The organism is Pseudomonas sp. 8_5_2, assembly GCF_059295255.1.
The window spans coordinates 1002431-1023976 of the sequence record NZ_CM181238.1 but is presented as its reverse complement, the minus strand read 5'-3'; the positions used below and the strand labels follow the sequence as shown (position 1 = coordinate 1023976).

22 protein-coding genes are annotated in these 21546 nt (G+C 63.6%); 11 read left to right on the top strand and 11 right to left on the bottom strand.

Annotation, left to right across the window (positions count from 1 at the left end):
* Window positions 1-80 precede the first annotated feature (80 nt).
* The 10 genes from AC5O5R_RS04600 to AC5O5R_RS04555 all read left to right on the top strand — a co-directional run bounded on the left by AC5O5R_RS04600 (window position 81) and on the right by AC5O5R_RS04555 (window position 7093).
* Window positions 81-1055 (top strand): KpsF/GutQ family sugar-phosphate isomerase, encoded by a 975-nt coding sequence (locus AC5O5R_RS04600; RefSeq protein WP_172219180.1) that lies wholly within the window; start codon window positions 81-83, stop codon window positions 1053-1055.
* Window positions 1056-1066: 11 nt separating this feature from the next.
* Complete coding sequence (locus AC5O5R_RS04595) at window positions 1067-1591, top strand: KdsC family phosphatase (protein ID WP_172219178.1); 525 nt, start codon at window positions 1067-1069, stop codon at window positions 1589-1591.
* Window positions 1592-1599: 8 nt separating this feature from the next.
* Window positions 1600-2172 carry an LPS export ABC transporter periplasmic protein LptC gene (gene lptC / locus AC5O5R_RS04590; protein ID WP_172219176.1) on the top strand — a complete coding sequence of 191 codons (573 nt, stop codon included), beginning with the start codon at window positions 1600-1602 and terminating at the stop codon, window positions 2170-2172.
* Window positions 2159-2683 (top strand): lipopolysaccharide transport periplasmic protein LptA, encoded by a 525-nt coding sequence (gene lptA, locus AC5O5R_RS04585; protein WP_172219174.1) that lies wholly within the window; start codon window positions 2159-2161, stop codon window positions 2681-2683. The genes lptC and lptA overlap by 14 nt, the downstream gene beginning before the upstream one ends.
* Entirely contained in the window at window positions 2684-3409 is a 726-nt protein-coding gene (gene lptB, locus AC5O5R_RS04580; protein ID WP_010952146.1) for an LPS export ABC transporter ATP-binding protein, read from the top strand.
* A gap of 176 nt (window positions 3410-3585) precedes the next feature.
* Window positions 3586-5079, top strand: coding sequence for an RNA polymerase factor sigma-54 (locus AC5O5R_RS04575; protein WP_494512125.1), 1494 nt, complete (start codon window positions 3586-3588; stop codon window positions 5077-5079).
* A 79-nt stretch (window positions 5080-5158) separates the two neighbouring features.
* Window positions 5159-5467: a ribosome hibernation-promoting factor, HPF/YfiA family gene (gene hpf / locus AC5O5R_RS04570; protein ID WP_172232868.1), complete on the top strand. Its 309-nt coding sequence runs from the start codon at window positions 5159-5161 to the stop codon at window positions 5465-5467.
* A 12-nt stretch (window positions 5468-5479) separates the two neighbouring features.
* Window positions 5480-5944, top strand: a complete 465-nt coding sequence (gene ptsN, locus AC5O5R_RS04565) for a PTS IIA-like nitrogen regulatory protein PtsN (RefSeq protein WP_172286875.1) — start codon at window positions 5480-5482, stop codon at window positions 5942-5944.
* 2 nt (window positions 5945-5946) lie between these two features.
* Entirely contained in the window at window positions 5947-6801 is an 855-nt protein-coding gene (rapZ, locus tag AC5O5R_RS04560; protein WP_172232862.1) for an RNase adapter RapZ, read from the top strand.
* 19 nt (window positions 6802-6820) lie between these two features.
* Window positions 6821-7093, top strand: a complete 273-nt coding sequence (locus AC5O5R_RS04555) for an HPr family phosphocarrier protein (RefSeq protein WP_086979053.1) — start codon at window positions 6821-6823, stop codon at window positions 7091-7093.
* Window positions 7094-7263: 170 nt separating this feature from the next.
* On the opposite strand, the gene AC5O5R_RS04550 is transcribed toward AC5O5R_RS04555, so the two are convergent.
* The 6 genes from AC5O5R_RS04550 to pmbA all read right to left on the bottom strand — a co-directional run bounded on the left by AC5O5R_RS04550 (window position 7264) and on the right by pmbA (window position 12507).
* Window positions 7264-8157, bottom strand: coding sequence for a ZIP family metal transporter (locus tag AC5O5R_RS04550; protein WP_172230317.1), 894 nt, complete (start codon window positions 8155-8157; stop codon window positions 7264-7266).
* A gap of 11 nt (window positions 8158-8168) precedes the next feature.
* The gene (locus AC5O5R_RS04545) at window positions 8169-8780 is read right to left on the bottom strand and encodes a superoxide dismutase (protein ID WP_172286874.1); all 612 of its coding nucleotides are present in this window, start codon (window positions 8778-8780) and stop codon (window positions 8169-8171) included.
* A 1-nt stretch (window position 8781) separates the two neighbouring features.
* The gene (locus AC5O5R_RS04540; protein WP_172230308.1) at window positions 8782-9243 is read right to left on the bottom strand and encodes a DUF2753 family protein; all 462 of its coding nucleotides are present in this window, start codon (window positions 9241-9243) and stop codon (window positions 8782-8784) included.
* A gap of 30 nt (window positions 9244-9273) precedes the next feature.
* Complete coding sequence (locus AC5O5R_RS04535; protein WP_494512123.1) at window positions 9274-10650, bottom strand: class II fumarate hydratase; 1377 nt, start codon at window positions 10648-10650, stop codon at window positions 9274-9276.
* Window positions 10643-11044, bottom strand: coding sequence for a FagA protein (locus AC5O5R_RS04530; protein WP_172286872.1), 402 nt, complete (start codon window positions 11042-11044; stop codon window positions 10643-10645). The genes AC5O5R_RS04535 and AC5O5R_RS04530 overlap by 8 nt, the downstream gene beginning before the upstream one ends.
* Window positions 11045-11160: 116 nt before the next feature.
* On the bottom strand, window positions 11161-12507 hold the full coding sequence (pmbA, locus tag AC5O5R_RS04525; protein ID WP_172230299.1) for a metalloprotease PmbA: 1347 nt from the start codon (window positions 12505-12507) through the stop codon (window positions 11161-11163).
* A gap of 108 nt (window positions 12508-12615) precedes the next feature.
* Between pmbA and yjgA the strand changes: the two genes are divergently transcribed.
* The gene (gene yjgA, locus AC5O5R_RS04520; RefSeq protein WP_172230296.1) at window positions 12616-13137 is read left to right on the top strand and encodes a ribosome biogenesis factor YjgA; all 522 of its coding nucleotides are present in this window, start codon (window positions 12616-12618) and stop codon (window positions 13135-13137) included.
* 54 nt (window positions 13138-13191) lie between these two features.
* On the opposite strand, the gene tldD is transcribed toward yjgA, so the two are convergent.
* The 5 genes from tldD to AC5O5R_RS04495 all read right to left on the bottom strand — a co-directional run bounded on the left by tldD (window position 13192) and on the right by AC5O5R_RS04495 (window position 21521).
* On the bottom strand, window positions 13192-14631 hold the full coding sequence (gene tldD, locus AC5O5R_RS04515; protein ID WP_172286871.1) for a metalloprotease TldD: 1440 nt from the start codon (window positions 14629-14631) through the stop codon (window positions 13192-13194).
* 2 nt (window positions 14632-14633) lie between these two features.
* Window positions 14634-15485 (bottom strand): carbon-nitrogen hydrolase family protein, encoded by an 852-nt coding sequence (locus AC5O5R_RS04510; RefSeq protein ID WP_172286870.1) that lies wholly within the window; start codon window positions 15483-15485, stop codon window positions 14634-14636.
* A gap of 8 nt (window positions 15486-15493) precedes the next feature.
* Window positions 15494-19315 (bottom strand): YhdP family protein, encoded by a 3822-nt coding sequence (locus AC5O5R_RS04505; RefSeq protein WP_494515005.1) that lies wholly within the window; start codon window positions 19313-19315, stop codon window positions 15494-15496.
* A gap of 82 nt (window positions 19316-19397) precedes the next feature.
* Entirely contained in the window at window positions 19398-20855 is a 1458-nt protein-coding gene (rng, locus tag AC5O5R_RS04500) for a ribonuclease G (protein WP_172219013.1), read from the bottom strand.
* Window positions 20856-20912: 57 nt separating this feature from the next.
* Window positions 20913-21521 carry a Maf family protein gene (locus AC5O5R_RS04495; protein WP_172219011.1) on the bottom strand — a complete coding sequence of 203 codons (609 nt, stop codon included), beginning with the start codon at window positions 21519-21521 and terminating at the stop codon, window positions 20913-20915.
* Window positions 21522-21546 lie beyond the last annotated feature (25 nt).

The following is a 21546-nucleotide window of genomic DNA, read 5'->3' as shown; positions in this document are numbered from 1 at the left end:
TTCACGGCAATCGAAAGCGTGAGGGTTTCTTCCATTGCGGCTATAATCGCCGCCTTTTCATCAGGCACTGCGTTTTCGACATGAGCCAATCCAGCGAGCTGATTCAATCCGCCCAGCGCACCGTGCGCCTGGAACTCGAGGCCGTCGAGGGCCTGCTGGCGCGCATCGACCAACACTTTGTCAAAGCCTGCGAAATCATCCTGGCTAGCGAGGGCAGGGTCGTGGTGCTGGGCATGGGCAAATCCGGGCACATCGGCAACAAGATCGCCGCCACCCTGGCCAGCACTGGCACACCGGCGTTCTTCGTGCACCCTGCCGAAGCCAGCCATGGCGACATGGGCATGATCACCGGCAGCGATATCATCCTGGCGCTGTCGAACTCCGGCAGCACCGCCGAGATCGTCACCCTGGTGCCGCTGATCAAGCGCCTGGGCATCAAGCTGATCAGCCTGACCGGCAACCCGGACTCCACCCTGGCCCAGGCAGCGGATGTCAACCTCGATGCCAGGGTCGCGCAGGAGGCCTGCCCGTTGAACCTGGCGCCCACCTCCTCCACCACCGCAGCACTGGTACTGGGCGACGCCCTGGCCATCGCTCTGCTGGAGGCGCGCGGCTTCACCGCAGAAGACTTCGCCTTCTCGCACCCTGGCGGCGCACTTGGGCGGCGCTTGCTGCTCAAGGTAGAGAACGTCATGCACGCCGGGGGTGAACTGCCTCAGGTGCAGCGCGGCACCCTGCTGAAGGATGCGCTGGTGGAAATGTCCCGCAAGGGCCTCGGCATGACCGTGGTCGTCGAAGCTGACGGCAAGCTGGCCGGGATTTTCACCGACGGCGACCTGCGCCGCAGCCTGGACCGCAACATCGATGTGCACACCACCCTGATCGACCAGGTGATGACGGTGCATGGCAAGACCGCCCGCGCGGAGATGCTCGCCGCCGAGGCCTTGAAAATAATGGAAGACCACAAGATCAACGCGCTGGTGGTCGTGGACCACGAAGACCGACCGACCGGCGCCCTCAACATGCACGACCTGCTGCGCGCCGGCGTGCTGTAAGGAGCGATGGAATGAGTCAGAACCTGATGCAACGTGGCAAGGCCATCAAACTCGCGGTGTTCGACGTCGATGGCGTACTGACCGATGGCCGCCTGTACTTCCTCGAGGACGGCAGCGAATTCAAGACCTTCAACACCCTCGACGGCCAGGGCATCAAGATGCTCATGGCCTCGGGCGTAACCACCGCGATCATCAGCGGCCGCAAGACCCCGGTGGTCGAACGCCGGGCCAGCAACCTCGGCATCCCGCACCTTTTCCAGGGCCGCGAAGACAAATTGGTGGTACTCGACGGCCTGCTCGCCGAACTGGGCCTAAGCTATGAACAGGTCGCCTACCTTGGCGATGACCTGCCCGACCTGCCGGTGATTCGCCGGGTAGGCCTGGGCATGGCGGTAGCCAGCGCCGCGCCGTTTGTTCGCCAGCACGCCCATGGCGTGACCCAGGCTCGCGGCGGCGAAGGTGCCGCCCGCGAGTTCTGCGAACTGATCATGCAGGCCCAGGGCACCCTGGACGCTGCCAACGCCAACTACCTGTAAGGCTGCCCATGTTCAGCAAGAAACTCCGCAATATCGCGCTGCTGACGGTGATCGCCGCCGTACTGGCAGCCATCGGTTACTGGAACGTCAGCCCGGAAAGCTTCCTCGACCAGCCGGTGGCCCAGGTCGACGAAAGCGCCATCGACTACTATGCGATCAACGCGCACAGTGTGCAGTTCCTGCCTGACGGCAAGCTGCAGTACGAAATGACCGCCGACAAGGTCGAGCATGTAAAGGCCAGCGAAGTCACCCTGGTGACCACCCCGGACCTGCGCCTGTACCGCGGCACCGAATACCCGTGGCACGTACAAAGCGTGCGCGCCGAGGTGAATCCGGACGGTACCGAGGTCGAACTGATCGACAAGGTACGTGTGGCACGCACCGACGAGAAGCAACGCGAAACGATTATTACCAGTTCGCGCATGACCGTATTTCCACAGAAGCAATATGCTCAGACCGAGCAAGCCGTTAGAATCGACGGCGCCGGTGGGACAACCACGGGCAAGGGCATGAAAGCCTATTTGAAAGAAGGCAGGATGGACCTGCTCTCTAACGTAAGAGGACAGTATGAGGCTCGTTAAAACCCTCCCCCTTTTGCTCAGCCTGAGCGCAGCACTGGGAACCGCGAGCGCCTTCGCCCTGCCGAATGACCGTGATCAGCCTATTCGCATCCAGGCCGACAACGCACACCTGGATGACAAGCAGGGTGTGGCCACCTATACCGGTGACGTGATCATTACCCAAGGCTCGATGATGATCAAAGGCAACACGGTGACCATGACCCGCGCGAGCAATGGCGACATCGACGTCGTCACCTCGGTTGGCAACCTGGCCTACTTCGAGCAGCAACAGAGTGCTGCCAAGCCCGACAAGATGAAAGGCTGGGCAGTCACCATCCAGTACCAGGCGCAAAAAGACACCGTGATCCTCACCGACCGCGCCAAGGTCGAGAACGAGGGCAACACCACCGAAGGCGAGAAGATCGTCTACAACACCAAGAGCCAGGTGGCGACTGCCGGGCGCGGTGGCAATGTGACCCAGCCACGTCAGCGTATCGACATGGTGATCCAGCCCAAGAAGAAGGCCGAGTAAATGGCAACCCTCAAAGCCCAGCACCTGGCCAAGAGCTACAAGGGGCGGCAGGTCGTGCGTGATGTCAGCCTGTCGATCGACAGCGGCCAGATCGTCGGCCTGCTCGGCCCCAACGGCGCCGGCAAGACCACCTGCTTCTACATGATCGTCGGCCTGGTCCAGGCCGAACAGGGGCGCGTGCTGATCGACAACCTCGACGTCAGCCACCAGCCCATGCACGGTCGCGCACGCGCCGGTATCGGCTACCTGCCGCAGGAAGCCTCGATCTTCCGCAAGCTGTCGGTGGCGGACAACATCATGGCCATCCTCGAGACCCGCAAGGACCTCGACCGCGACGGCCGGCGCAAAGAGCTGGAAAGCCTGCTGCAGGAATTCCATATCAGCCATATCCGCGACAACCTCGGCATGAGCCTGTCCGGCGGTGAGCGCCGCCGGGTGGAAATTGCCCGCGCCCTGGCGACCGCACCCAAATTCATCCTGCTGGACGAACCGTTCGCCGGCGTCGACCCGATCTCGGTCGGCGACATCAAGCAGATCATCCACCACCTCAAGGCCAAGGGTATCGGTGTGCTGATCACCGACCACAACGTGCGCGAGACACTGGATATCTGCGAAACCGCCTATATCGTCAACGATGGCCGGCTGATCGCCGAAGGTGATGCCGAAACCATCCTGGCCAACGAACTGGTCAAGGAAGTCTACCTGGGTCACGAGTTCCGGCTCTGACCCCGGAACGCGCCTGGAGCACCGCCAGACAGCCCTGCAACCGGGGGTAAAGTTGTTACGGTGCTCTAGGCAAACGCTACAATTTAAGGCATAAAACTTGCTTGATCTGGCGCCCCGGCGCCCTCGTGTAGTGGATGGCGCATGCGCGCCGGCGAACAAGGTATTAAGCCCCTGCCATGAAACCATCGCTCGTCCTAAAAATGGGCCAGCAACTGACGATGACACCGCAGTTGCAACAGGCCATCCGCTTGCTCCAGCTTTCCACCCTGGACCTCCAACAGGAAATCCAGGAAGCGCTGGAGTCGAACCCGATGCTCGAACGTCAGGAAGACGGCGAGGACTTCGACAACGGCGACCCGATGGCGGATAACGCCGAGAACAAGCCGACTGCCGAAGCCCAGGACAACAACTTCCAGGAAAGCACCGTCACTGTCGACAACCCGGAAGAAGGTGAGTGGAGCGAACGCATCCCCAACGAGCTTCCGGTCGACACCGCCTGGGAAGACATCTACCAGACCAGCGCCAGCAGCCTGCCGAGCAACGATGACGACGAGTGGGACTTCACTACCCGCACCTCTGTCGGCGAAAGCCTGCAAAGCCACCTGCTGTGGCAGCTCAACCTGGCGCCGATGTCCGACACCGATCGCCTGATCGCCGTCACCCTGATCGACAGCATCAACGGCCAGGGCTACCTGGAAGACACTCTCGAGGAGATCTGCGCCGGGTTCGACCCGGAGCTGGACATCGAGCTGGACGAAGTCGAAGCGGTACTGCACCGCATCCAGCAGTTCGAGCCAGCCGGCGTCGGCGCCCGCAACCTCGGCGAGTGTCTGTTGCTGCAACTGCGCCAACTGCCCGCCAGCACGCCGTGGATGACCGAAGCCAAGCGTCTGGTCAGCGACTTCATCGACCTGCTCGGCAGCCGTGACTACAGCCAGCTTATGCGGCGCATGAAAATCAAGGAAGACGAGCTGCGCCAGGTCATCGAGCTGGTGCAAAGCCTCAACCCGCGGCCTGGTTCGCAGATCGAGTCCAGCGAGCCTGAATACGTGGTGCCCGACGTGATCGTGCGCAAGGACAGCGAGCGCTGGCTGGTCGAACTGAACCAGGAGGCCATCCCGCGCCTGCGCGTCAACCCGCAATACGCAGGCTTCGTGCGCCGCGCCGACACCAGCGCCGACAACACCTTCATGCGCAACCAGCTGCAGGAGGCGCGCTGGTTCATCAAGAGCCTGCAAAGCCGCAACGAAACCCTGATGAAGGTTGCCACGCAAATCGTCGAACACCAGCGTGGTTTCCTCGACCACGGCGATGAAGCCATGAAGCCCTTGGTGCTGCATGACATCGCCGAAGCGGTGGGCATGCACGAGTCGACCATTTCGCGGGTGACCACGCAGAAATACATGCACACGCCGCGTGGCATCTACGAACTGAAATACTTTTTCTCCAGCCACGTCAGCACCTCCGAAGGCGGAGAATGCTCGTCCACAGCGATTCGCGCGATCATCAAGAAACTGGTTGCGGCGGAAAATCAGAAAAAGCCATTGAGTGACAGCAAGATCGCTGGTTTACTGGAGGCACAAGGCATCCAGGTAGCCCGTCGCACCGTCGCCAAGTACCGCGAGTCTCTCGGCATCGCACCGTCGAGCGAGCGCAAGCGACTGATGTAGCCCCTGGGATGTGCCACAGCGTTTCTGGGGCAGGTGCAAGACCTGCCTCTTTATGCACGGGCAACAAAGGAGAAGCTGTATGCAAGTCAACATCAGTGGACACCATGTAGAAGTCACCGAACCACTGCGTGAGTACGTGCTTGAAAAGCTGGCTCGCGTGGAGGGGCACTTTGACAAGATCACCAACGCCCAGGTCATCCTGAAAGTCGAGAAGCTGCAGCAGAAAGTCGAAGCGACCCTGCAGATTCCTGGCGGCGAGGTGGTTGCCAATGCCGAAGACCAAGACATGTATGCAGCGATCGACGCCATGGCCGACAAGCTCGACCGCCAATTGAAAAAACACAAGGAAAAACAGCAAAGCCTGCTGCAAGGTGCAGCTGCCCGCTGATCCCCCTCATCCATGATCCGACTTGAAACCATCCTGACCCCCGGCCGTTCACTTGTGAACGTGTCGGGCGGCAGCAAGAAGCGCGCCCTTGAAAAGGTCGCCAACGTCATCGCCGATCAAGTGCCAGAACTGGAGATGCAAGACGTCTTCGAAAAACTGGTCGCCCGGGAAAAACTCGGGTCGACCGGTTTCGGCAATGGCATTGCCATCCCGCACTGCCGGCTTGAAGGATGCTCGGCACCGGTCAGCGCCCTGCTGCACCTGGAAGCCCCTATCGATTACGACGCCATCGATGGCGCGCCGGTGGACCTGCTGTTCGTCCTGCTGGTGCCTGAAGCCGCCACCGATGCCCACCTGGAACTGCTGCGCCAGATTGCCAGCATGCTCGATCGCAAGGAGGTCCGTGATCGCCTGCGTGCGGCCACCAGCAGTGACGCCCTGTTCCAGGTTGTCCTGGACGTACAGAACGAGCACTGAACATGCGCCTGATCATCGTCAGCGGCCGGTCCGGCTCCGGCAAGAGCACCGCCCTCGATGTCCTGGAAGACAACGGTTTTTACTGTATTGACAACCTGCCCGCCGGGCTGCTGCCGCAGCTGGCGGAAAACGCACTGATCAATACCGAATTGCTGCAACCCAAGGTGGCCGTGTCTATTGACGCACGCAACCTGCCCAGCCACCTGACGCGCTTCCCGGAACTGCTTGAAGAAGCCCGTGCCCGGCACATCCAGTGCGACGTGCTGTACCTGGATGCCGACGAAGAGGTGCTGCTCAAGCGTTTCTCGGAAACCCGCCGACGCCACCCGCTGACCAACGCCGACCGCTCGCTCGCCGAAGCCATCCGCGTCGAAAGCGATTTGCTGGGGCCGATTGCAGACCTGGCCGACCTCAAGATCGACACCACCAACCTCAACCTGTACCAGTTGCGGGACTCGATCAAGCTGCGCCTGCTCAACCAACCCGAACCCGGCACGGCGTTCCTGGTCGAGTCGTTCGGCTTCAAGCGCGGGATGCCGGTCGATGCCGACCTGGTGTTCGATGTACGCTGCCTGCCCAACCCCTACTGGAAGCCCGAGCTGCGCGAGCACTCCGGCCTTGATCAGCCGGTGGTCGACTACCTGGCTGCACAGCCCGATGTCGAAGAAATGTTCAACGACATTTCCAGCTACCTGCTCAAGTGGCTGCCCCGTTTCGCCGCCAGCAATCGCGCTTATGTGACCATCGCCATCGGCTGCACGGGTGGCCACCACCGCTCGGTGTACATCACCGAACGCCTTGGCCAGTTGCTGCAGAAATCCCTGAAAAACGTCCAGGTCCGCCACCGCGACCTCTAGCCCAAGGATCCGCCCCACCATGCCCGCCCGTGAAATCACCATCATCAACAAGCTGGGTTTGCATGCCCGGGCGGCAGCCAAGTTCGTCGGCGTTGCCGGCCGTTTTCCCTGCCAGGTGCGGGTTGGCCGTGCGCCGGACAAACTGGTGGACGGCAAGAGCATCATGGCGGTGATGATGCTCGCGGCCGGCAAGGGCACCCAGGTGCACCTGCATACCGAAGGTGATCAGGACAACGACGCCATGGACGCGCTGGTCGAGCTGATCAACAACTTCTTCGACGAAGGCGAATAACTACGTGGCTAGCAAGGCCACCCTTGTAGGAGCGGCCTTATGTCGCGAAAGGGTCGCAAAGCAGCCCCTGCAATCTGTGCATCGCTGCTGAAATCTTGGGGCCGCTGCGCGCCCCATCGCGACACAAGGCCGCTCCTACAGGCTCAGCGTCAACCTTCCGGCAGGCTGGATCAGGACATCGCCGTATCCATCACCATCATCAGGCAGAAGCCTATGCACAGCCCCAGGCTGGCCAGGCGGTGATGGCCGTTGCTGCGCGATTCGGGGATGATTTCCTGGGTCACTACCAGCAGCATTGCCCCCGCGGCGCAGGCCAGGCCCAACGGCAGCAGCAGTTCGGCGACGTTCACCAGCCACGCACAGATCACTGCGGCCACCGGCTCGACCAGGCCAGAGGCCGCGCCGATGAGAAAAGCCTTGAAACGCGGCATGCCCGCGCCAGCCAGCACCAGTGCGATCACCAGGCCTTCGGGAACGTCCTGCAAGGCGATGCCCATGGCCAGGCTGTCGGCATCGGGCATGCCACCACCCGCCGACACGCCAATGGCCATGCCTTCAGGGATATTGTGAGCAATGATGGCAATCACGAACAACCAGATGCGTGCGGCAATCACCGGCTGGTTTTCCGTACCGACCAGCGCCTCGGGCGATGCACCGGAAACCTTGAGGTCGATCAGGAACAGGCACAAGGCGCCGAACATCAGGCCGAAGCTGATCAGCCCACCTGCACCCCAGGGGCTGAAACCAATGTTCTGCGCCGCATCCAGCCCTGGGATTATCAAGGAAAACGCCGTGGCCGCCAGCATCACCCCGGCACCAAAGCCCAGCAGCGTGTCAGCCAGCGCCACCGGCATGTTGCGAATGATCAGTACCGGTACCGCGCCCAGTGCCGTACCCAACGCGCACAGTGCTCCGCCCTCCAGGGCGCGCAGCATGCGGGGTTCCAGGTCGAGCCAGGCGAGGCCCCGCGCCACCAGCAGCGCGGTGCCGGCCAGCAATAGCACAGTCCCGAGCGCCAGACGGAACAGGCGCACACTGCTGACAGACATCACCTCAGAGCGCATACCGGTCAGACTCACTTCAAGGCTTCGACATAGCGACGTTCCACTTCCGCCCAGTCAATGACGTTGTAGAAGGCACCGATGTATTCCGGGCGACGGTTCTGGTACTTGAGGTAGTAGGCGTGTTCCCACACGTCCAGGCCAAGGATCGGGGTGTTGCCGTGCATCAGCGGGCTGTCCTGGTTGCCGCTGCTCTCAACCACGAGGGTTTTCTGCGGGGTCACGCTGAGCCAGGCCCAGCCGCTGCCGAAGCGAGTCAGCGCAGCTTTTGTGAAGGCGTCCTTGAACGCGTCGAAGCCGCCCAGCTGCGCGCCGATGGCTTGTGCCACCTGACCGTGCGGTTCGCCGCCGCCCTCTGGCGACATCACCCGCCAGAACAGGCTGTGGTTGGCGTGGCCGCCACCATGGTTGGTCACCGCGCCGCGCAGGTTTTCCGGCAGTTGCTTGACCGCGCCGACCAGTTTCTCGACCGGCCATTCAGCCCATTCGGTGCCTTCGATGGCGGCGTTGAGGCCGTTGACGTAGGTCTGGTGGTGCTTGGTGTGGTGAATTTCCATGGTTTGAGCATCGATGTGCGGTTCCAGCGCATCGTAGGCGTAAGGCAATGCAGGCAAGGTGTGGGGCATGTCAGTGGATTCCGTAGGTATGGGGGCTGGGCGCCGTTTGTGCTTGGGCAGCAACGGCGCTGGCCCCGGCGCTGTGACGGTTGAGCAGGCGCGCGGTACGCGGGTACTGGCCATACTCGGCGATGAAACTCAGCAATTCGGTGTAGGTGCGCCCGCTGTGGCGCAGGGCCGCATCGCGCAGGCCCTGGGGCAAACGCGCTTCCTGACTGGCCTGAAGCAGCCGCTGGTGAGCCGCGCAGAGGTAGTCGGCGCTTTCGTGTGGCTGGTTAAGGCGCAGATGCAGGTCGGCGAGGTTGTGGTGGGCAATGACGAAAGCGGCCACCGCCTCGTCCACGTCATTCCAGCGCTCGAACAGCACCTGGGCCAGCGCCAGGGCTTGCAGGTAGTGTTCCCGGGCATCCACCAGCTGGCCTTGTTCAAACAGGCGGTTGGCGATTTCGGTGGTGCGTTTCCAGTACTGCATGACGTTTCTCCTGCGGGCATTGACGCCCGGTCAGATGCCGCCGGCGGTGAGTTTTTCCGGATCCAGCAGCGCTTCCAGCTGGGCGCGCGACAGGTCAGTGTGCTCCAGCGCCACATCAATGACCGGGCGGCCCTGCTTGTAGGCGGTCTTGGCGATTTCAGCGGCCTTCAGGTAGCCAATGATCGGGTTCAGCGCGGTGACCAGGATCGGGTTGCGGGCCAAGGCTTCCTTGAGCTTGCCTTCATTGACCTTGAAGCTGGCGATGGCCTTGTCGGCCAGCAGCCGACTGACGTTGGCCATCAGCTCGATGCTTTCCAGCAGGTTGCGGGCGATGACCGGCAGCATCACGTTCAGCTCGAAGTTGCCTGACTGGCCGGCGATGGCGATGGTTGCGTCGTTGCCGATCACCTGGGCGGCAACCATGGCGGTGGCCTCCGGAATCACCGGGTTGACCTTGCCTGGCATGATCGACGAGCCCGGCTGCAGGCCTTGCAGCTCGATTTCGCCCAGACCGGCCAGTGGGCCGGAGTTCATCCAGCGCAGGTCGTTGGCGATCTTCATCAGCGCCACGGCGGTGGTCTTGAGCTGGCCGGACAGGGCCACGGCGGTGTCCTGCGAGCCGATCAGGGCGAACAGGTTCTGCCCGGGGGTGAACTCGACCTTGCTCAGGCCGCTGAGTTGACGGGCAAAACCGGCTGCGAACTGCGGGTGGGCGTTGATGCCGGTACCCACGGCTGTGCCGCCCTGGGCCAACGTCTGCAGGCTCGGCAAAGTGGCTTCGATATGCGCTTTGGCGCCGTTGATTTGCGCTGCCCAGCCATCCAGTACCTGGCTCATGCGTACCGGCATGGCGTCCATCAAGTGCGTACGACCGGTCTTCACATACCGATGCACTTGCGCCGACTTGGTCTCGATCACCTGTACCAGGTGGGCCAGGGCCGGCAACAACTGCTCGTGCAGGGCCAGCGCGGCGCTGACATGGATGGTGGTCGGGATGATGTCGTTGCTGCTCTGGCCACAGTTGACGTGGTCATTGGCGTTGACCGTCTCACCCAGCACGCGGGTTGCCAGGGTGGCGATGACTTCGTTGGCGTTCATGTTCGAGCTGGTGCCGGAACCTGTCTGGAACACGTCCACCGGGAAGTGCTGGATGAAGTCGCCCGCCAGCAGTTGCTCCACGGCCTTGACGATGGCCAGGCCCTGCGCAGCCGACAGTTGCTCCAGCTCGACGTTGGCCTTGGCCGCGGCAGCCTTGGCCAGCAACAGCGCACGAATGAACTGGGCCGGCATGCGCTGGCCGCTGATCGGGAAGTTGTCGACCGCGCGCTGGGTCTGGGCGCCGTACAGGGCCTGGGCCGGCACCTGCAGTTCACCCATGCTGTCACGCTCGATACGGGTATCACTCATCATCAAATCCTTGCATCAGTTCATCGGGAGAAATCGACGGCAGCAGGCGGCAACTAGCCAATTGCAGGGCATAGGGCTGCCAGCGCTGGTTGTTTTCCTGGCGGTCGAGGTTGCGCAGGTCCAGCAAAGGGCGCCAGGCCTGGTCAAGGCACAGGCAGCGCCAATGCCAGGGCAGCATGCGGTCGCAGGCGGTATCCAGCAGCAGGCGGAAGGATGTCAGCGCCACCGTCCATGGCGAGGTGTCGGTGCAGCACACCAGGTAGCGGCCTTCGGCCAGGTAGTGCTCGATCAGGCGCGGCTCGTCGGGTTCGAGGGCGCATCGGATGCGACGGCTGAGCCAGCGCCAGTTTTCCAGGTAGGGGAGTTCGCGGAGGACGGGTTTCATGAACATCATCGCCGGGCTACTGGGTAATGATATTCATTATTAAGTGATAAACAGAATCACTTCAAGAAAAACGTGGTGAAAAAAAACCCGGCGCGAGGGCCGGGTCTTGGCAGGTTTGCTGAAGATCAGCTTCCTGCAACCGTCATCCGCTCGATAAGCACCGAGCCAGTATGAATATTGCTACGAGTTTCAAGATCACTGCCAATCGCCACAATCTGCTGGAACATGTCCTTCATATTGCCGGCAATGGTGACTTCCTGCACTGCGTGCTGGATCTCGCCATTCTCGACCCAGAACCCTGCTGCACCACGGGAGTAGTCACCCGTCACCATGTTCAGCCCGTGCCCCATCAGCTCTGTCACTAACAGCCCGCGGCCCATGCGGCGGATCAGCGCTGCCTGGTCTTCCACGCCATGGCTGACGAACAAGTTGTGCACGCCGCCCGAGTTGGCCGTGCTTGGCAACCCCAGCTTGCGCCCGGAATAGGTACCCAACAGGTACGACACCAGCTCGCCTTTGTCGACGAACGGTTTGGCATAGGTGGCCAGGCCATCACCGTCGAACGCAGCGCTGCCGAGTGCGCGAGGGATGTGCGGGCGCTCGTCCAGGGTCAGCCAGGTGGGGAACAGGCGCTGGCCGATGGTACCCTCCAGGAACGACGATTTACGGTACAGGTTGCCGCCGGAAATGGCCGACAGGAAGCTGCCGAACAAGCCACCGGCGAGCTCGGCAGAAAACAGTACCGGCACCTCGCACGTGGGTACCGGGCGGGCGCCCAGGCGGCTGGCGGCACGCTGGGCCGCGCGCACGCCAATGCTACGCGGGTCGGCCAGCAGGTCGCCCTGGCGGTTCACGTCGTACCAGTAGTCACGCTGCATCTGGCCGTCGCCTTCGGCAATCATCACGCAGCTGAGGCTGTGCCGGGTCGAGGCGTAGGCACCGATGAAACCGTGGCTGTTGCCATACACGCGGCAGCCCTGGTGGGTATTGAGGGTAGTGCCGTCCGCGTTGAGGATGCGCGGGTCGGCATCGAACGCCGCCGCTTCGCAGGCGAGGGCCATCTCGATGGCCTTCTCGGGCTCGATGTCCCAGTCGTGATACAGGTCCAGGTCGGGGATTTCACGGGCCATCAGCGCCGCGTCGGCCAGGCCCGAGCATTCGTCCTCGGAGGTGTGCTTGGCAATCGCCAAGGCAGCGGCGACGGTTTCGCGGATCGCTTCCGGGCCACTGGCCGAAGTGCTGGCCGAGCCTTTGCGCTGGCCGACATACAGGGTGATGCCAAAGCCCTGGTCGCGGTTGAACTCGACCGTTTCGACCTCACGCTGGCGTACCGTGGTGGACAGGCCCTGCTCCAGTGACACCGCCACTTCGCAGGCACTGGCCCCCTGGCGGCGCGCTTCGGCGATGATCGCCTCGACCTGCTCCTGCAATGCTGGCAGGTCCTTGGGACCTACGCTCTGGACTGCACTCATGGTTCTCTCCACTCAAATTCTGCGTTCGGCGAGGGTCATTCTACGACCGGGCCGGACAAGCGGCCCCCGACTGGTTATCATGGCGGCGATTTCTAGCGGACTGCCACCATGGTTGATTCAAACGACGACGCCTTCGACGGCGAAAAAAGCAAAACCCAGATCAAGCGCGAACTGCATGAGCTGGTCGAACTCGGTGAGCGCCTGACTACGCTCAAGGCCGATACCCTCGCCCGCCTGCCGTTGACCGACGAGCTGCGCAAGGCCTTGGCCGAGGCCAGCAAGCACACCGCTCACGGTGCCCGCAAACGCCACATGTCGTTCGTCGGCAAGCTGATGCGCGTGCAGGACCTGGAAGCCATCCACGCCCTGCTCGAGCAGATGGACAGTTCGAGCCGCCAGTACAACGAGCGTTTCCACGGCCTGGAGCGCTGGCGCGACCGGCTGATCGACGGTAACGACGAAGACCTCGAGCGCTTCGTCAAAGAATACCCCGACACCGACCGCCAGCAGCTGCGCTCGCTGGTGCGCCATGCCCAGCACGAGAAGGCGCGGAACAAGCCGCCCGCCGCCGCACGCAAGATGTTCAAGTACATCCGCGACCTCGACGAGATGCAGCGCGGCTTGCGCTGATCGCACAGCGGCCTGTGGGCTTGGGCTTGCCCACCCCACAGGCCCGCGCCGCCATCAAGCCCCGGTACCGCCCACGGTAATCGCATCCAGCTTCAAGGTTGGCTGCCCTACCCCGACCGGGACCGACTGCCCGTCCTTGCCGCAAGTCCCTACCCCGCTGTCCAGCGCCAGGTCGTTGCCCACCATCGACACCCGGCTCATCGCCTCCGGGCCATTGCCGATCAGGGTCGCGCCTTTTACCGGTGCGGTAATCTTGCCGTCTTCGATCAGGTAAGCCTCACTGGTCGAGAACACGAACTTGCCGCTGGTGATGTCCACCTGGCCACCCCCGAGGTTGGCGCAGTAGATGCCTTTCTTCACTGACGCGATGATTTCCTGCGGGTCGCTTTCGCCAGCACGCATGTAGGTGTTGGTCATGCGCGGCATCGGCAGGTGCGCGTAGGACTCACGCCGGCCGTTGCCGGTGACCGCCATGCCCATCAGGCGGGCGTTGAGCTTGTCCTGCATGTAGCCCTTGAGCACGCCGTTCTCGATCAGCGTGGTGCACTCGGTCGGGGTGCCTTCGTCGTCCACGCTCAGCGAGCCACGGCGGCCCTCGAGGGTGCCATCGTCGACGATGGTGCACAGGCTCGATGCCACTTTCTCGCCAATGCGGCCGCTGAATGCCGAACTGCCCTTGCGGTTGAAGTCGCCTTCCAGGCCGTGGCCGACAGCCTCGTGCAGCAGCACGCCCGACCAGCCAGAGCCGAGCACTACAGGCAAGGTACCGGCAGGTGCAGGGATTGCCTCCAGGTTCACCAGGGCCTGGCGCAGCGCCTCACGGGCATAGCCCATTACCCGTTCTTCGGTGAAAAACCGGTAATCGGTACGCCCGCCACCGCCCTGCCCGCCGCGCTCGCGACGGCCATTCTGCTCGACGATGACGCTCACGTTGAAGCGCACCAGCGGGCGCACGTCGGCGGCCAGGCTGCCGTCCGCCGCAGCGATCAGGATGCGCTCCCAGACCCCGGCCATGCTTACGCTGACCTGCTGGATGCGGGGGTCCAGGGCACGGGTGGCGACATCGACACGCTTGAGCAGTTCTACCTTCTCGGCACGGCTGAGTACATCGAGCGGGTTGTCGGCGGCATACAGCGCGGGCACTTCCTGGCTACGGAATGCCTGCACACTGCCGTTCTGCCCCGCACGGGAAATCGACCGGGCAGCGCGGGCCGCCGAGGTCAGAGCTTCGAGGTTGATCGCATTGCTGTAGGCGAAACCGGTCTTTTCACCGGACTGGGCACGCACGCCCACGCCTTGATCGAGGTTGAAACTGCCCTCTTTGACAATACCGTCTTCCAGCGCCCAGGTTTCCGAGATCTGGCCCTGGAAGTACAGGTCAGCGGCATCGATGCCGGGGCCGGCCAACTCACCCAGCACGCTCTGCAGGCTGTCCAGGGTCAAGCCGCCTGGTGCCAGGAGCTGCTCACTGACGGTGGATAACATCTGGCTCATAGTCACTCCGAGGTGTGCGCAGGCCGCAATGCGTCCTGCGAGAAAAAGCGCCGGTGCAATACCACCGGCATGCGCGCCCGGATGGACGCTTGTTCATCTGTATTGCGCTCGGCAAGCAGTACCGCTTCGCCGTGCGCCTGTTGCGCGACAATCCGCCCCCAGGGGTCGACAATCGCCGCATGGCCATGAGTTTCCCGTGGGCCAGGGTGGGTGCCTCCCTGCGCCGCAGCCAGCAGGTAGCACTGGGTTTCGATAGCTCGGGCGCGCACCAGTACGTCCCAGTGCGCCGCGCCCGTCACTGCGGTAAACGCAGCTGGGGCCGTTATCAGCTCTGCCCCAGCGGCCCGCAGCGCGGTGTACAGCTCGGGGAAGCGCAAGTCGTAGCAAACGCTCAGCCCCAGCTTGCCAATCGGTGTTTGCGCCACCACCACCTGGGCGCCATGGGCGTAATCATCCGACTCGCGGTAGCGGCCACGGTTGTCGGTAACGTCCACGTCGAACAGGTGCAACTTGTCATACCGTGCCACTACCTCACCGTGTTCGTCGATCAGCAGCGAGCAGGCATGGGCCTTGGCCTCGGGCTGGCCGACCGGTGGCAATGGCAAGGTGCCGGCGACAATCCATAACCTGAGGTCGCGAGCAGTGCGTTTCAACCATGGCAGGATCGGCCCGTCACCCATTGCTTCGGCGCGGCCTATGGCGGCGGCGTCCTTGCGGCCCATGGCGGCGAAGTTTTCCGGCAGCACCGCCAGCCGCGCCCCTCCGAGCGCGGCCTGCTCCAGCAGGGCAGCGGCACGCTGCAGGTTGGCCAGCACATCGTCCTGGCTGACCATCTGGATTACCGCTGCCTTCATGGGCACTCCTAGCGGGATTTCTCGAAAGGTTTCACAAAGGTGATTCTAGGCTCTTTCCACGGGCCTTCGACACGGTAATTCACGCTGGCAAAGCGCGATACACGGTCACCGATCAGCCGGTCGACCAGGAACAACGCCCCGCCGATGGCCGGGGCGCCGACAATCAGCGCGGCCAGCGGCAGGTTGTTGGTCACCGGCAGGCTCACCTGCAGGTTGGCGGCGACCCGGTCACGCACCATGTCCAGGGTGCCTTCGAGTTCGAAACTGCTCGAAGGGCCGGTCATGGCGATCGGCTCGCGGGTCACGTAGACGCCATTGCTGGCCACCAGCAGGCCCTTGACCCGGTCATAGGCCAGGCCTTTGTCGAACAGGTCGGAGAAGTCCAGGCGCAGGCGCCGGCCAATCGAGTTGAAGTTGAGCAGGCCGAACACCCGCAAGGCCTGGGCACTGCCTTCTACCTCGACGAACTGGCCACTGCGCAGTGCCGCGTCCATGCTCCCGGAGAAGCGCTTGAGGCCCACCGCAGCAGGCGAACCCGGCCACCGGCCATCCACATCCAGGCGGAAGTCACGGCTGGTCACGGTCGGCGCAAAGCCCCAGGCCTTGAGCACGTCTGCCAGGTTCTTGCCGTCCAGGCGCCCTTTGTACCAGCTGCTGGTATCGCCCACCTGGCCTTCCCAGCCACCACCGCCATCAATGCGCAGGCCCTTGAAGTCGAGATCGATATCGCTGGCAGTGACACCCCGGGTGGTCGGCCGCAGTTTGACCGACGCGCTGCCGAACAGGTCATCACCGCGGTACAGCTTGTCGATGCTCAAATCCAGTGCCGGCACCTTGCGCGGGTCGAAACTGGCCAGTGGATCCGGGCCGTCCTCGGCCTGCTTTTCAGCAGGCGTGGCGGCAGGCAGGCGCAAGGTCTGCATGCGCACGACCATGGGCGCGCCCTTGGCATCGGGCACCCGGGCATTGCCGATGACTTCCTTGCTGTCGAGCCGCAGGTCCCAGGCCGAGCCGCCACGGGCCAGGCGCACCACGGCCTGGTTCAGGTCCATGCCAAAGGCTTTCAGCTGGCCGATGCTCAGGTCGACGCTTTGCAGGTTCTGCCGTGCACTGCCGCCCGGGTCATCGCCGGCCAGGCGCGCCGACTGTTCCTGCCAGGGCGCCAGGTCCAGCGCGTCCAGGTGCCCGCGTACACGCAGGCCTTGCCCGGCCGGCACCTGGGCGTCACCGGTACCCAGCAACAGTTCGCCACGGCCCTGGGCCAGCTTGTCTGATGGCGCGGCGTAGGCGAAGCGGGCCAGGTCGGCGTAGGCGCCATCGAAGCGCCGCTCCGGCCCCTGCAGGCTCATGCTGAAACGGCTGTCACGGGTATCCGCTGCGGCCTTGCCGAACGGCGCAGGCAAGTCGATGGCCAGGCCCTTGAGGCTGGAGTTGACGCTCAGCCGGTTGTCGCGGCTGCCCAGGCTCAGTTGCAGCTGATAGGGCAGGTCGCCGGACGCTGGCAGGGCCTGGTTGAACTGCAGCCATTCGGTGAGTGCCTTGAGCGACACCTGGCCATTGGCGTCAATGCGCGTCTGCATTTGCCCGTCCTGCCCCTCGGCCGTGATTTGCGCCGTCACAGGCTTGCCGAACGCCTGCAGACTGATCCCCTTGCCACTCAGGCCCTTGTCGAAATCGAACTTGAAGTCACCCTTCAGGCGGCTCAACTCAAGAGTTGGCGGCGCCACCTTGAGGCGCGCATCTGCGGTGGCGAAATCCACCTGCACCTTGGGTCGCTGCCCGTGGGCCAGGGGGATATCGAGCTTGACCTTGCCCTTGAGCGGCCCCTCGCCCTCCCAGCCGGCAAAGATCTCGCCGGTGCCGATGGGCGCCTCCTTGAGAATCTTCAGGCCATCGCCCAGGCTGCCGTCGAAGTTGCCATCCAGGTACAGGTGGCTGTGCTGGTCACCCTCGGCGTGGGGGATGTCGACATTGACGTCGCTGACCTTGGTGTCCAGCAGCACGCCACGCTGGGCCTTGACGCGCACACCGCTGTCCTCGATGAACACGTCGCCATCCACATGCTGCACCTGCGGCCAGCCCGGCTGGAAGTCCAGGGCCGCGTCGCGCACCTTGAAGAACAGGCTGATGCTGCGGGCTTCCGGCGTGGCGCCATGGTTCAGCGAGCCCTGGTACTGGAAGTAGCCTTCGTCCACCGTGCCTTTGACGATGGCGCTGCGCAGCCATTCGTCCAGGGCCGGGCTGAGTACTTCGGGCAGGTACTTGGCGGTGTAGCGGCCATCGCCGTCGGTGAGGCCGACGCGCAGGTCCATGTAGTCTTCGCGACCCTCCTCGAACAGCAGGCGGATCAAGAAGTCACCGGCAATCTTGCCCTCCTCGCCCAGCACCTTGAGGTAGGGCGCGACCAAGGTGAAGCCGTCCTTGTCCAGGGCATAGGTCAGCCGCGCATTGGCCTTCAGGTAGTGCCAGGGTTTGGCGAAGATCGGGTACAAGTGCAGCATGAACGCATCGGTGTCCAGGCGCAGCTCGCCATGGCCCAGGTCGCCGCTGATGCTGCCGCTGACGTTCCCCGCCGCCGGGGCCCCGTGATAGGCGTCGAAACCGACCGCCTCCAGGTTGGTTTCGAACTGCAGCCGCTGGTCACCTTCAGCCTTGGGCCGCGCCTCCAGGCGCACATTGCGCAAGGCCCCGGTCACGTTCAGGCCATCGACGACTGCCATGACCTTGTCCGGCAAGGGCGCCAGGGCATTGATCAACGGGGTCAATGGGGTAAGGTCGAGCCGGTCGGCTTGCACTCGCCAGCTTTCATCGGCTGCATTCTCGCCAGCGCGCTGCTGCAACTGCAGGTGCGACTCCCAGCGGGTCTTGCCGATATCCATGGCCAGCGAGTCGACCACTACGTCGAAGCCCTGATCCTCGCGCTGGAACCACGCCCCCAGGGCCAGATTGGCGAGCTTGGCAGGCTTGCGCCCGGCATAGGCACCCTGCAGCTCGGGTGCATTGAGCCGCACCACGGCACGTTGCAACTGCTCATTGCCCCAGTCGACCCAGATTTCGCCGCCGGCGTGCAGGGCGTTGGCCTGCCACTGCCCCAGCAGGCTGGGTGGCAACCAGCGTGCCCAGTCACTTTGCGGCAGGCTCAGGTAGGCTTCGACCTGGGCCTCACGCCACGCCTCGGCCGATGCACGGCTGCGCAGGTTCAGCGCCAGCGGCTGGCCATCGGGCAATGTCGCACGCAGGTCCAGTGCCTGGCGCGAGGCGCCGGCCTGCAGGCCGGCGCTGACATAGGTAAGGGTCAGCGGATCGCGCTGCCAAGGGTGCAGGGTGACCTGGCTGTCGAACACATCGATGCGCCCCAGCTGGCGCATGCGCTGCAACAACTGGGCAGGGTCGAGCGGCGCGTCATCCTGCTTCGGCAGCCCTTCGAGCTGCCAGGCGCCCTGCTCGTTTTCGCGCAGGATCAGCTGCAGGCCGCCCAGCCGGATGCGCGCCAGGCGCACTTCGCGGGCAGTGAGGCTGGCCCACACGTCGGGCACCAGCATGACATCGTCCAGACGTAGCGCCGTGGCGCCCTCGCCCAATTGCAGGTCGCGCACCCGCAGCACCGGCGCCAGCCCACTCCAGTGCCCCTCCAGGGCACCGACATGCACTGGCAGGCCCAGTGCCTGCCCAGCCTTGCTTTCCACATCGGCGCGGTACTCGGCCACCAGTGGCACCAGTTCGCGGCCGAGGCTGACATACAGCGCCACCAATACCGCCAGCAGGGCGCAAATACCCAGCCCCCAGCGGGTCAAGGCGACAAGAACGCGGGTCAGACGTCCCATGGCCATGGCCCTCCAAGTCGTATATCCATGATGGCCCGCGGTGCCGGTTTTGCCAGCCCGAACCCGCCGCAGCGCAGGTCAGGAAGCCTCAGAGCAGCACCACGTCATATTGTTCCTGCGAATACATCGACTCGACCTGGAAGCGAATGGTTCGCCCGATGAAGGTTTCCAGCTCTGCCACGTTGCCGGATTCTTCATCCAGCAGGCGGTCGACCACCTTCTGGTTGGCCAGCACACGGTAACCTTCGGCCTGGTAGGCACGGGCCTCACGAAGGATCTCGCGGAAAATTTCGTAACAGATGGTCTCGGGGGTTTTCAGCTTGCCGCGGCCCTGGCAGCCCGGGCACGGCTCGCACAGCACCTGCTCAAGGCTTTCACGCGTGCGCTTGCGGGTCATCTGCACCAGGCCCAGTTCGGTAATACCGATGATGTTGGTCTTGGCGTGGTCGCGTTCCAGCTGCTTTTCCAGGGTGCGCAGCACCTGACGCTGGTGCTCTTCATCTTCCATGTCGATAAAGTCGATGATGATGATGCCGCCGATGTTGCGCAGGCGCAGCTGCCGGGCAATGGCGGTGGCAGCCTCGAGGTTGGTCTTGAAGATGGTCTCCTCAAGGTTGCGATGGCCGACGAATGCACCGGTGTTGACGTCGATGGTGGTCATCGCTTCGGCCGGGTCGACCACCAGGTAACCACCGGACTTCAGCGGCACCTTGCGTTCCAGGGCACGCTGGATCTCGTCTTCGACGCCGTACAGATCGAAGATCGGCCGCTCGCCAGGGTAGTGTTCGAGGCGATCGGCAATTTCCGGCATCAGTTCGCCGACGAACTGCGTGGTCTTCTGGAAGGTTTCCCGCGAGTCGATGCGTATTTTCTCGATCTTCGGGTTGACCAGGTCACGCAGGGTGCGCAGGGCCAGGCCGAGGTCTTCGTAGATGACCGTGGGCGCACCGCAGGTCTGGATCTGGGTGCCGATCTGCTCCCACAGGCGGCGCAGATAGCGGATGTCCTGCAGGATCTCCTCGGCACGCGCGCCTTCGGCGGCAGTACGCAGGATGAAACCGCCGGCATCCTTGATGTTCTCGCTGTCCATGCAGTTGCTGACCACCTGCTTGAGGCGGTCCCGCTCGGCTTCGTCCTCGATCTTCAGCGAAATACCGACATGGCTGCTGCGCGGCATGTACACCAGGTAGCGCGACGGAATCGACAGCTGGGTGGTCAGGCGCGCGCCCTTGGTGCCGATCGGGTCCTTGGTCACCTGCACCACCAGTGCCTGGCCCTCGTGCACCAGGGCGGTGATGTTCTCTACTGCCGAGCCTTCGCGCTGGGAAATTTCCGACGCATGGATGAACGCCGCGCGCTCCAGGCCGATGTCGACGAAGGCCGCCTGCATGCCCGGAAGCACCCGCACCACCTTGCCCTTGTAGATATTGCCGACGATGCCACGGCGCTGGGTGCGCTCGACGTGCACTTCCTGCAGTACCCCGTTTTCCACCACCGCCACGCGTGACTCCATCGGGGTGATGTTGATCAGGATCTCTTCACTCATGGCCGGCTCTCGTCTAAGGTCTTTTGTAATGATGGATGGCGTATGACGTGCTGGCTACTACCGGTTCGCTCCCGCTGGGGCATGCGCAGGCAATTGCCAGCAGGCGATGCCAAACTGGCCGAGCAATTCGGCTGTTTCACACAGCGGCAAGCCGACCACCGCCGAGTAGCTGCCCGCAAGGCCGGTCACGAACACCGCGCCCAGGCCCTGGATGGCATAGCCGCCGGCTTTGTCGACCGGTTCGCCGCTGGCCCAGTAGCGCTGCGCTTCAGCGTCGCAGATCGGGCGAAAACACACCGTGCTGGTGACACACAGGCTGCCCACCCGCTGGCCGTCGCTTAGGGCGACTGCGGTCAGTACCTGGTGCTCGCGGCCTGACAGGTCGGCCAGCATGGCCAGCGCATGTTCGCGGTTTTCCGGTTTGCCGAGAATACGACCATCGAGCACCACGGCGGTGTCGGCGCCCAGCACTACAGCCGGCCCGGTAACGCAGGCAAGGCCCGCGGCGGCCTTGGCCCGGGCCAGGCGTTCGACATAGGCCGGGGCACTTTCGTCGGCAAGCGGGGTTTCATCGATGGGGGCGCTGACGACGCTGAACGGCACGCCGATCTGGGTCAGCAGTTCACGACGACGGGGCGAGCCAGAGGCCAGGTAAAGCGTATTCATGCAGACATCTCCCTGTCGGCGGCGG

Bases quoted from the DNA above. Each gene is read 5' to 3' on its own strand.
- AC5O5R_RS04575 (WP_494512125.1), top strand. From the start codon at position 3,586: ATGAAACCATCGCTCGTCCTAAAAATGGGCCAGCAACTGACGATGACA.
- AC5O5R_RS04545 (WP_172286874.1), bottom strand. From the start codon at position 8,780: ATGCCCCACACCTTGCCTGCATTGCCTTACGCCTACGATGCGCTGGAA.
- lptA (WP_172219174.1), top strand. From the start codon at position 2,159: ATGAGGCTCGTTAAAACCCTCCCCCTTTTGCTCAGCCTGAGCGCAGCA.
- AC5O5R_RS04555 (WP_086979053.1), top strand. From the start codon at position 6,821: ATGCCCGCCCGTGAAATCACCATCATCAACAAGCTGGGTTTGCATGCC.
- lptC (WP_172219176.1), top strand. From the start codon at position 1,600: ATGTTCAGCAAGAAACTCCGCAATATCGCGCTGCTGACGGTGATCGCC.
- rapZ (WP_172232862.1), top strand. From the start codon at position 5,947: ATGCGCCTGATCATCGTCAGCGGCCGGTCCGGCTCCGGCAAGAGCACC.
- pmbA (WP_172230299.1), bottom strand. From the start codon at position 12,507: ATGAGTGCAGTCCAGAGCGTAGGTCCCAAGGACCTGCCAGCATTGCAG.
- AC5O5R_RS04505 (WP_494515005.1), bottom strand. From the start codon at position 19,315: ATGGCCATGGGACGTCTGACCCGCGTTCTTGTCGCCTTGACCCGCTGG.
- AC5O5R_RS04510 (WP_172286870.1), bottom strand. From the start codon at position 15,485: ATGAAGGCAGCGGTAATCCAGATGGTCAGCCAGGACGATGTGCTGGCC.
- AC5O5R_RS04595 (WP_172219178.1), top strand. From the start codon at position 1,067: ATGAGTCAGAACCTGATGCAACGTGGCAAGGCCATCAAACTCGCGGTG.
- AC5O5R_RS04540 (WP_172230308.1), bottom strand. From the start codon at position 9,243: ATGCAGTACTGGAAACGCACCACCGAAATCGCCAACCGCCTGTTTGAA.
- rng (WP_172219013.1), bottom strand. From the start codon at position 20,855: ATGAGTGAAGAGATCCTGATCAACATCACCCCGATGGAGTCACGCGTG.
- yjgA (WP_172230296.1), top strand. From the start codon at position 12,616: ATGGTTGATTCAAACGACGACGCCTTCGACGGCGAAAAAAGCAAAACC.
- lptB (WP_010952146.1), top strand. From the start codon at position 2,684: ATGGCAACCCTCAAAGCCCAGCACCTGGCCAAGAGCTACAAGGGGCGG.
- ptsN (WP_172286875.1), top strand. From the start codon at position 5,480: ATGATCCGACTTGAAACCATCCTGACCCCCGGCCGTTCACTTGTGAAC.
- AC5O5R_RS04535 (WP_494512123.1), bottom strand. From the start codon at position 10,650: ATGAGTGATACCCGTATCGAGCGTGACAGCATGGGTGAACTGCAGGTG.
- hpf (WP_172232868.1), top strand. From the start codon at position 5,159: ATGCAAGTCAACATCAGTGGACACCATGTAGAAGTCACCGAACCACTG.
- tldD (WP_172286871.1), bottom strand. From the start codon at position 14,631: ATGAGCCAGATGTTATCCACCGTCAGTGAGCAGCTCCTGGCACCAGGC.
- AC5O5R_RS04495 (WP_172219011.1), bottom strand. From the start codon at position 21,521: ATGAATACGCTTTACCTGGCCTCTGGCTCGCCCCGTCGTCGTGAACTG.
- AC5O5R_RS04530 (WP_172286872.1), bottom strand. From the start codon at position 11,044: ATGATGTTCATGAAACCCGTCCTCCGCGAACTCCCCTACCTGGAAAAC.
- AC5O5R_RS04550 (WP_172230317.1), bottom strand. From the start codon at position 8,157: ATGCGCTCTGAGGTGATGTCTGTCAGCAGTGTGCGCCTGTTCCGTCTG.
- AC5O5R_RS04600 (WP_172219180.1), top strand. From the start codon at position 81: ATGAGCCAATCCAGCGAGCTGATTCAATCCGCCCAGCGCACCGTGCGC.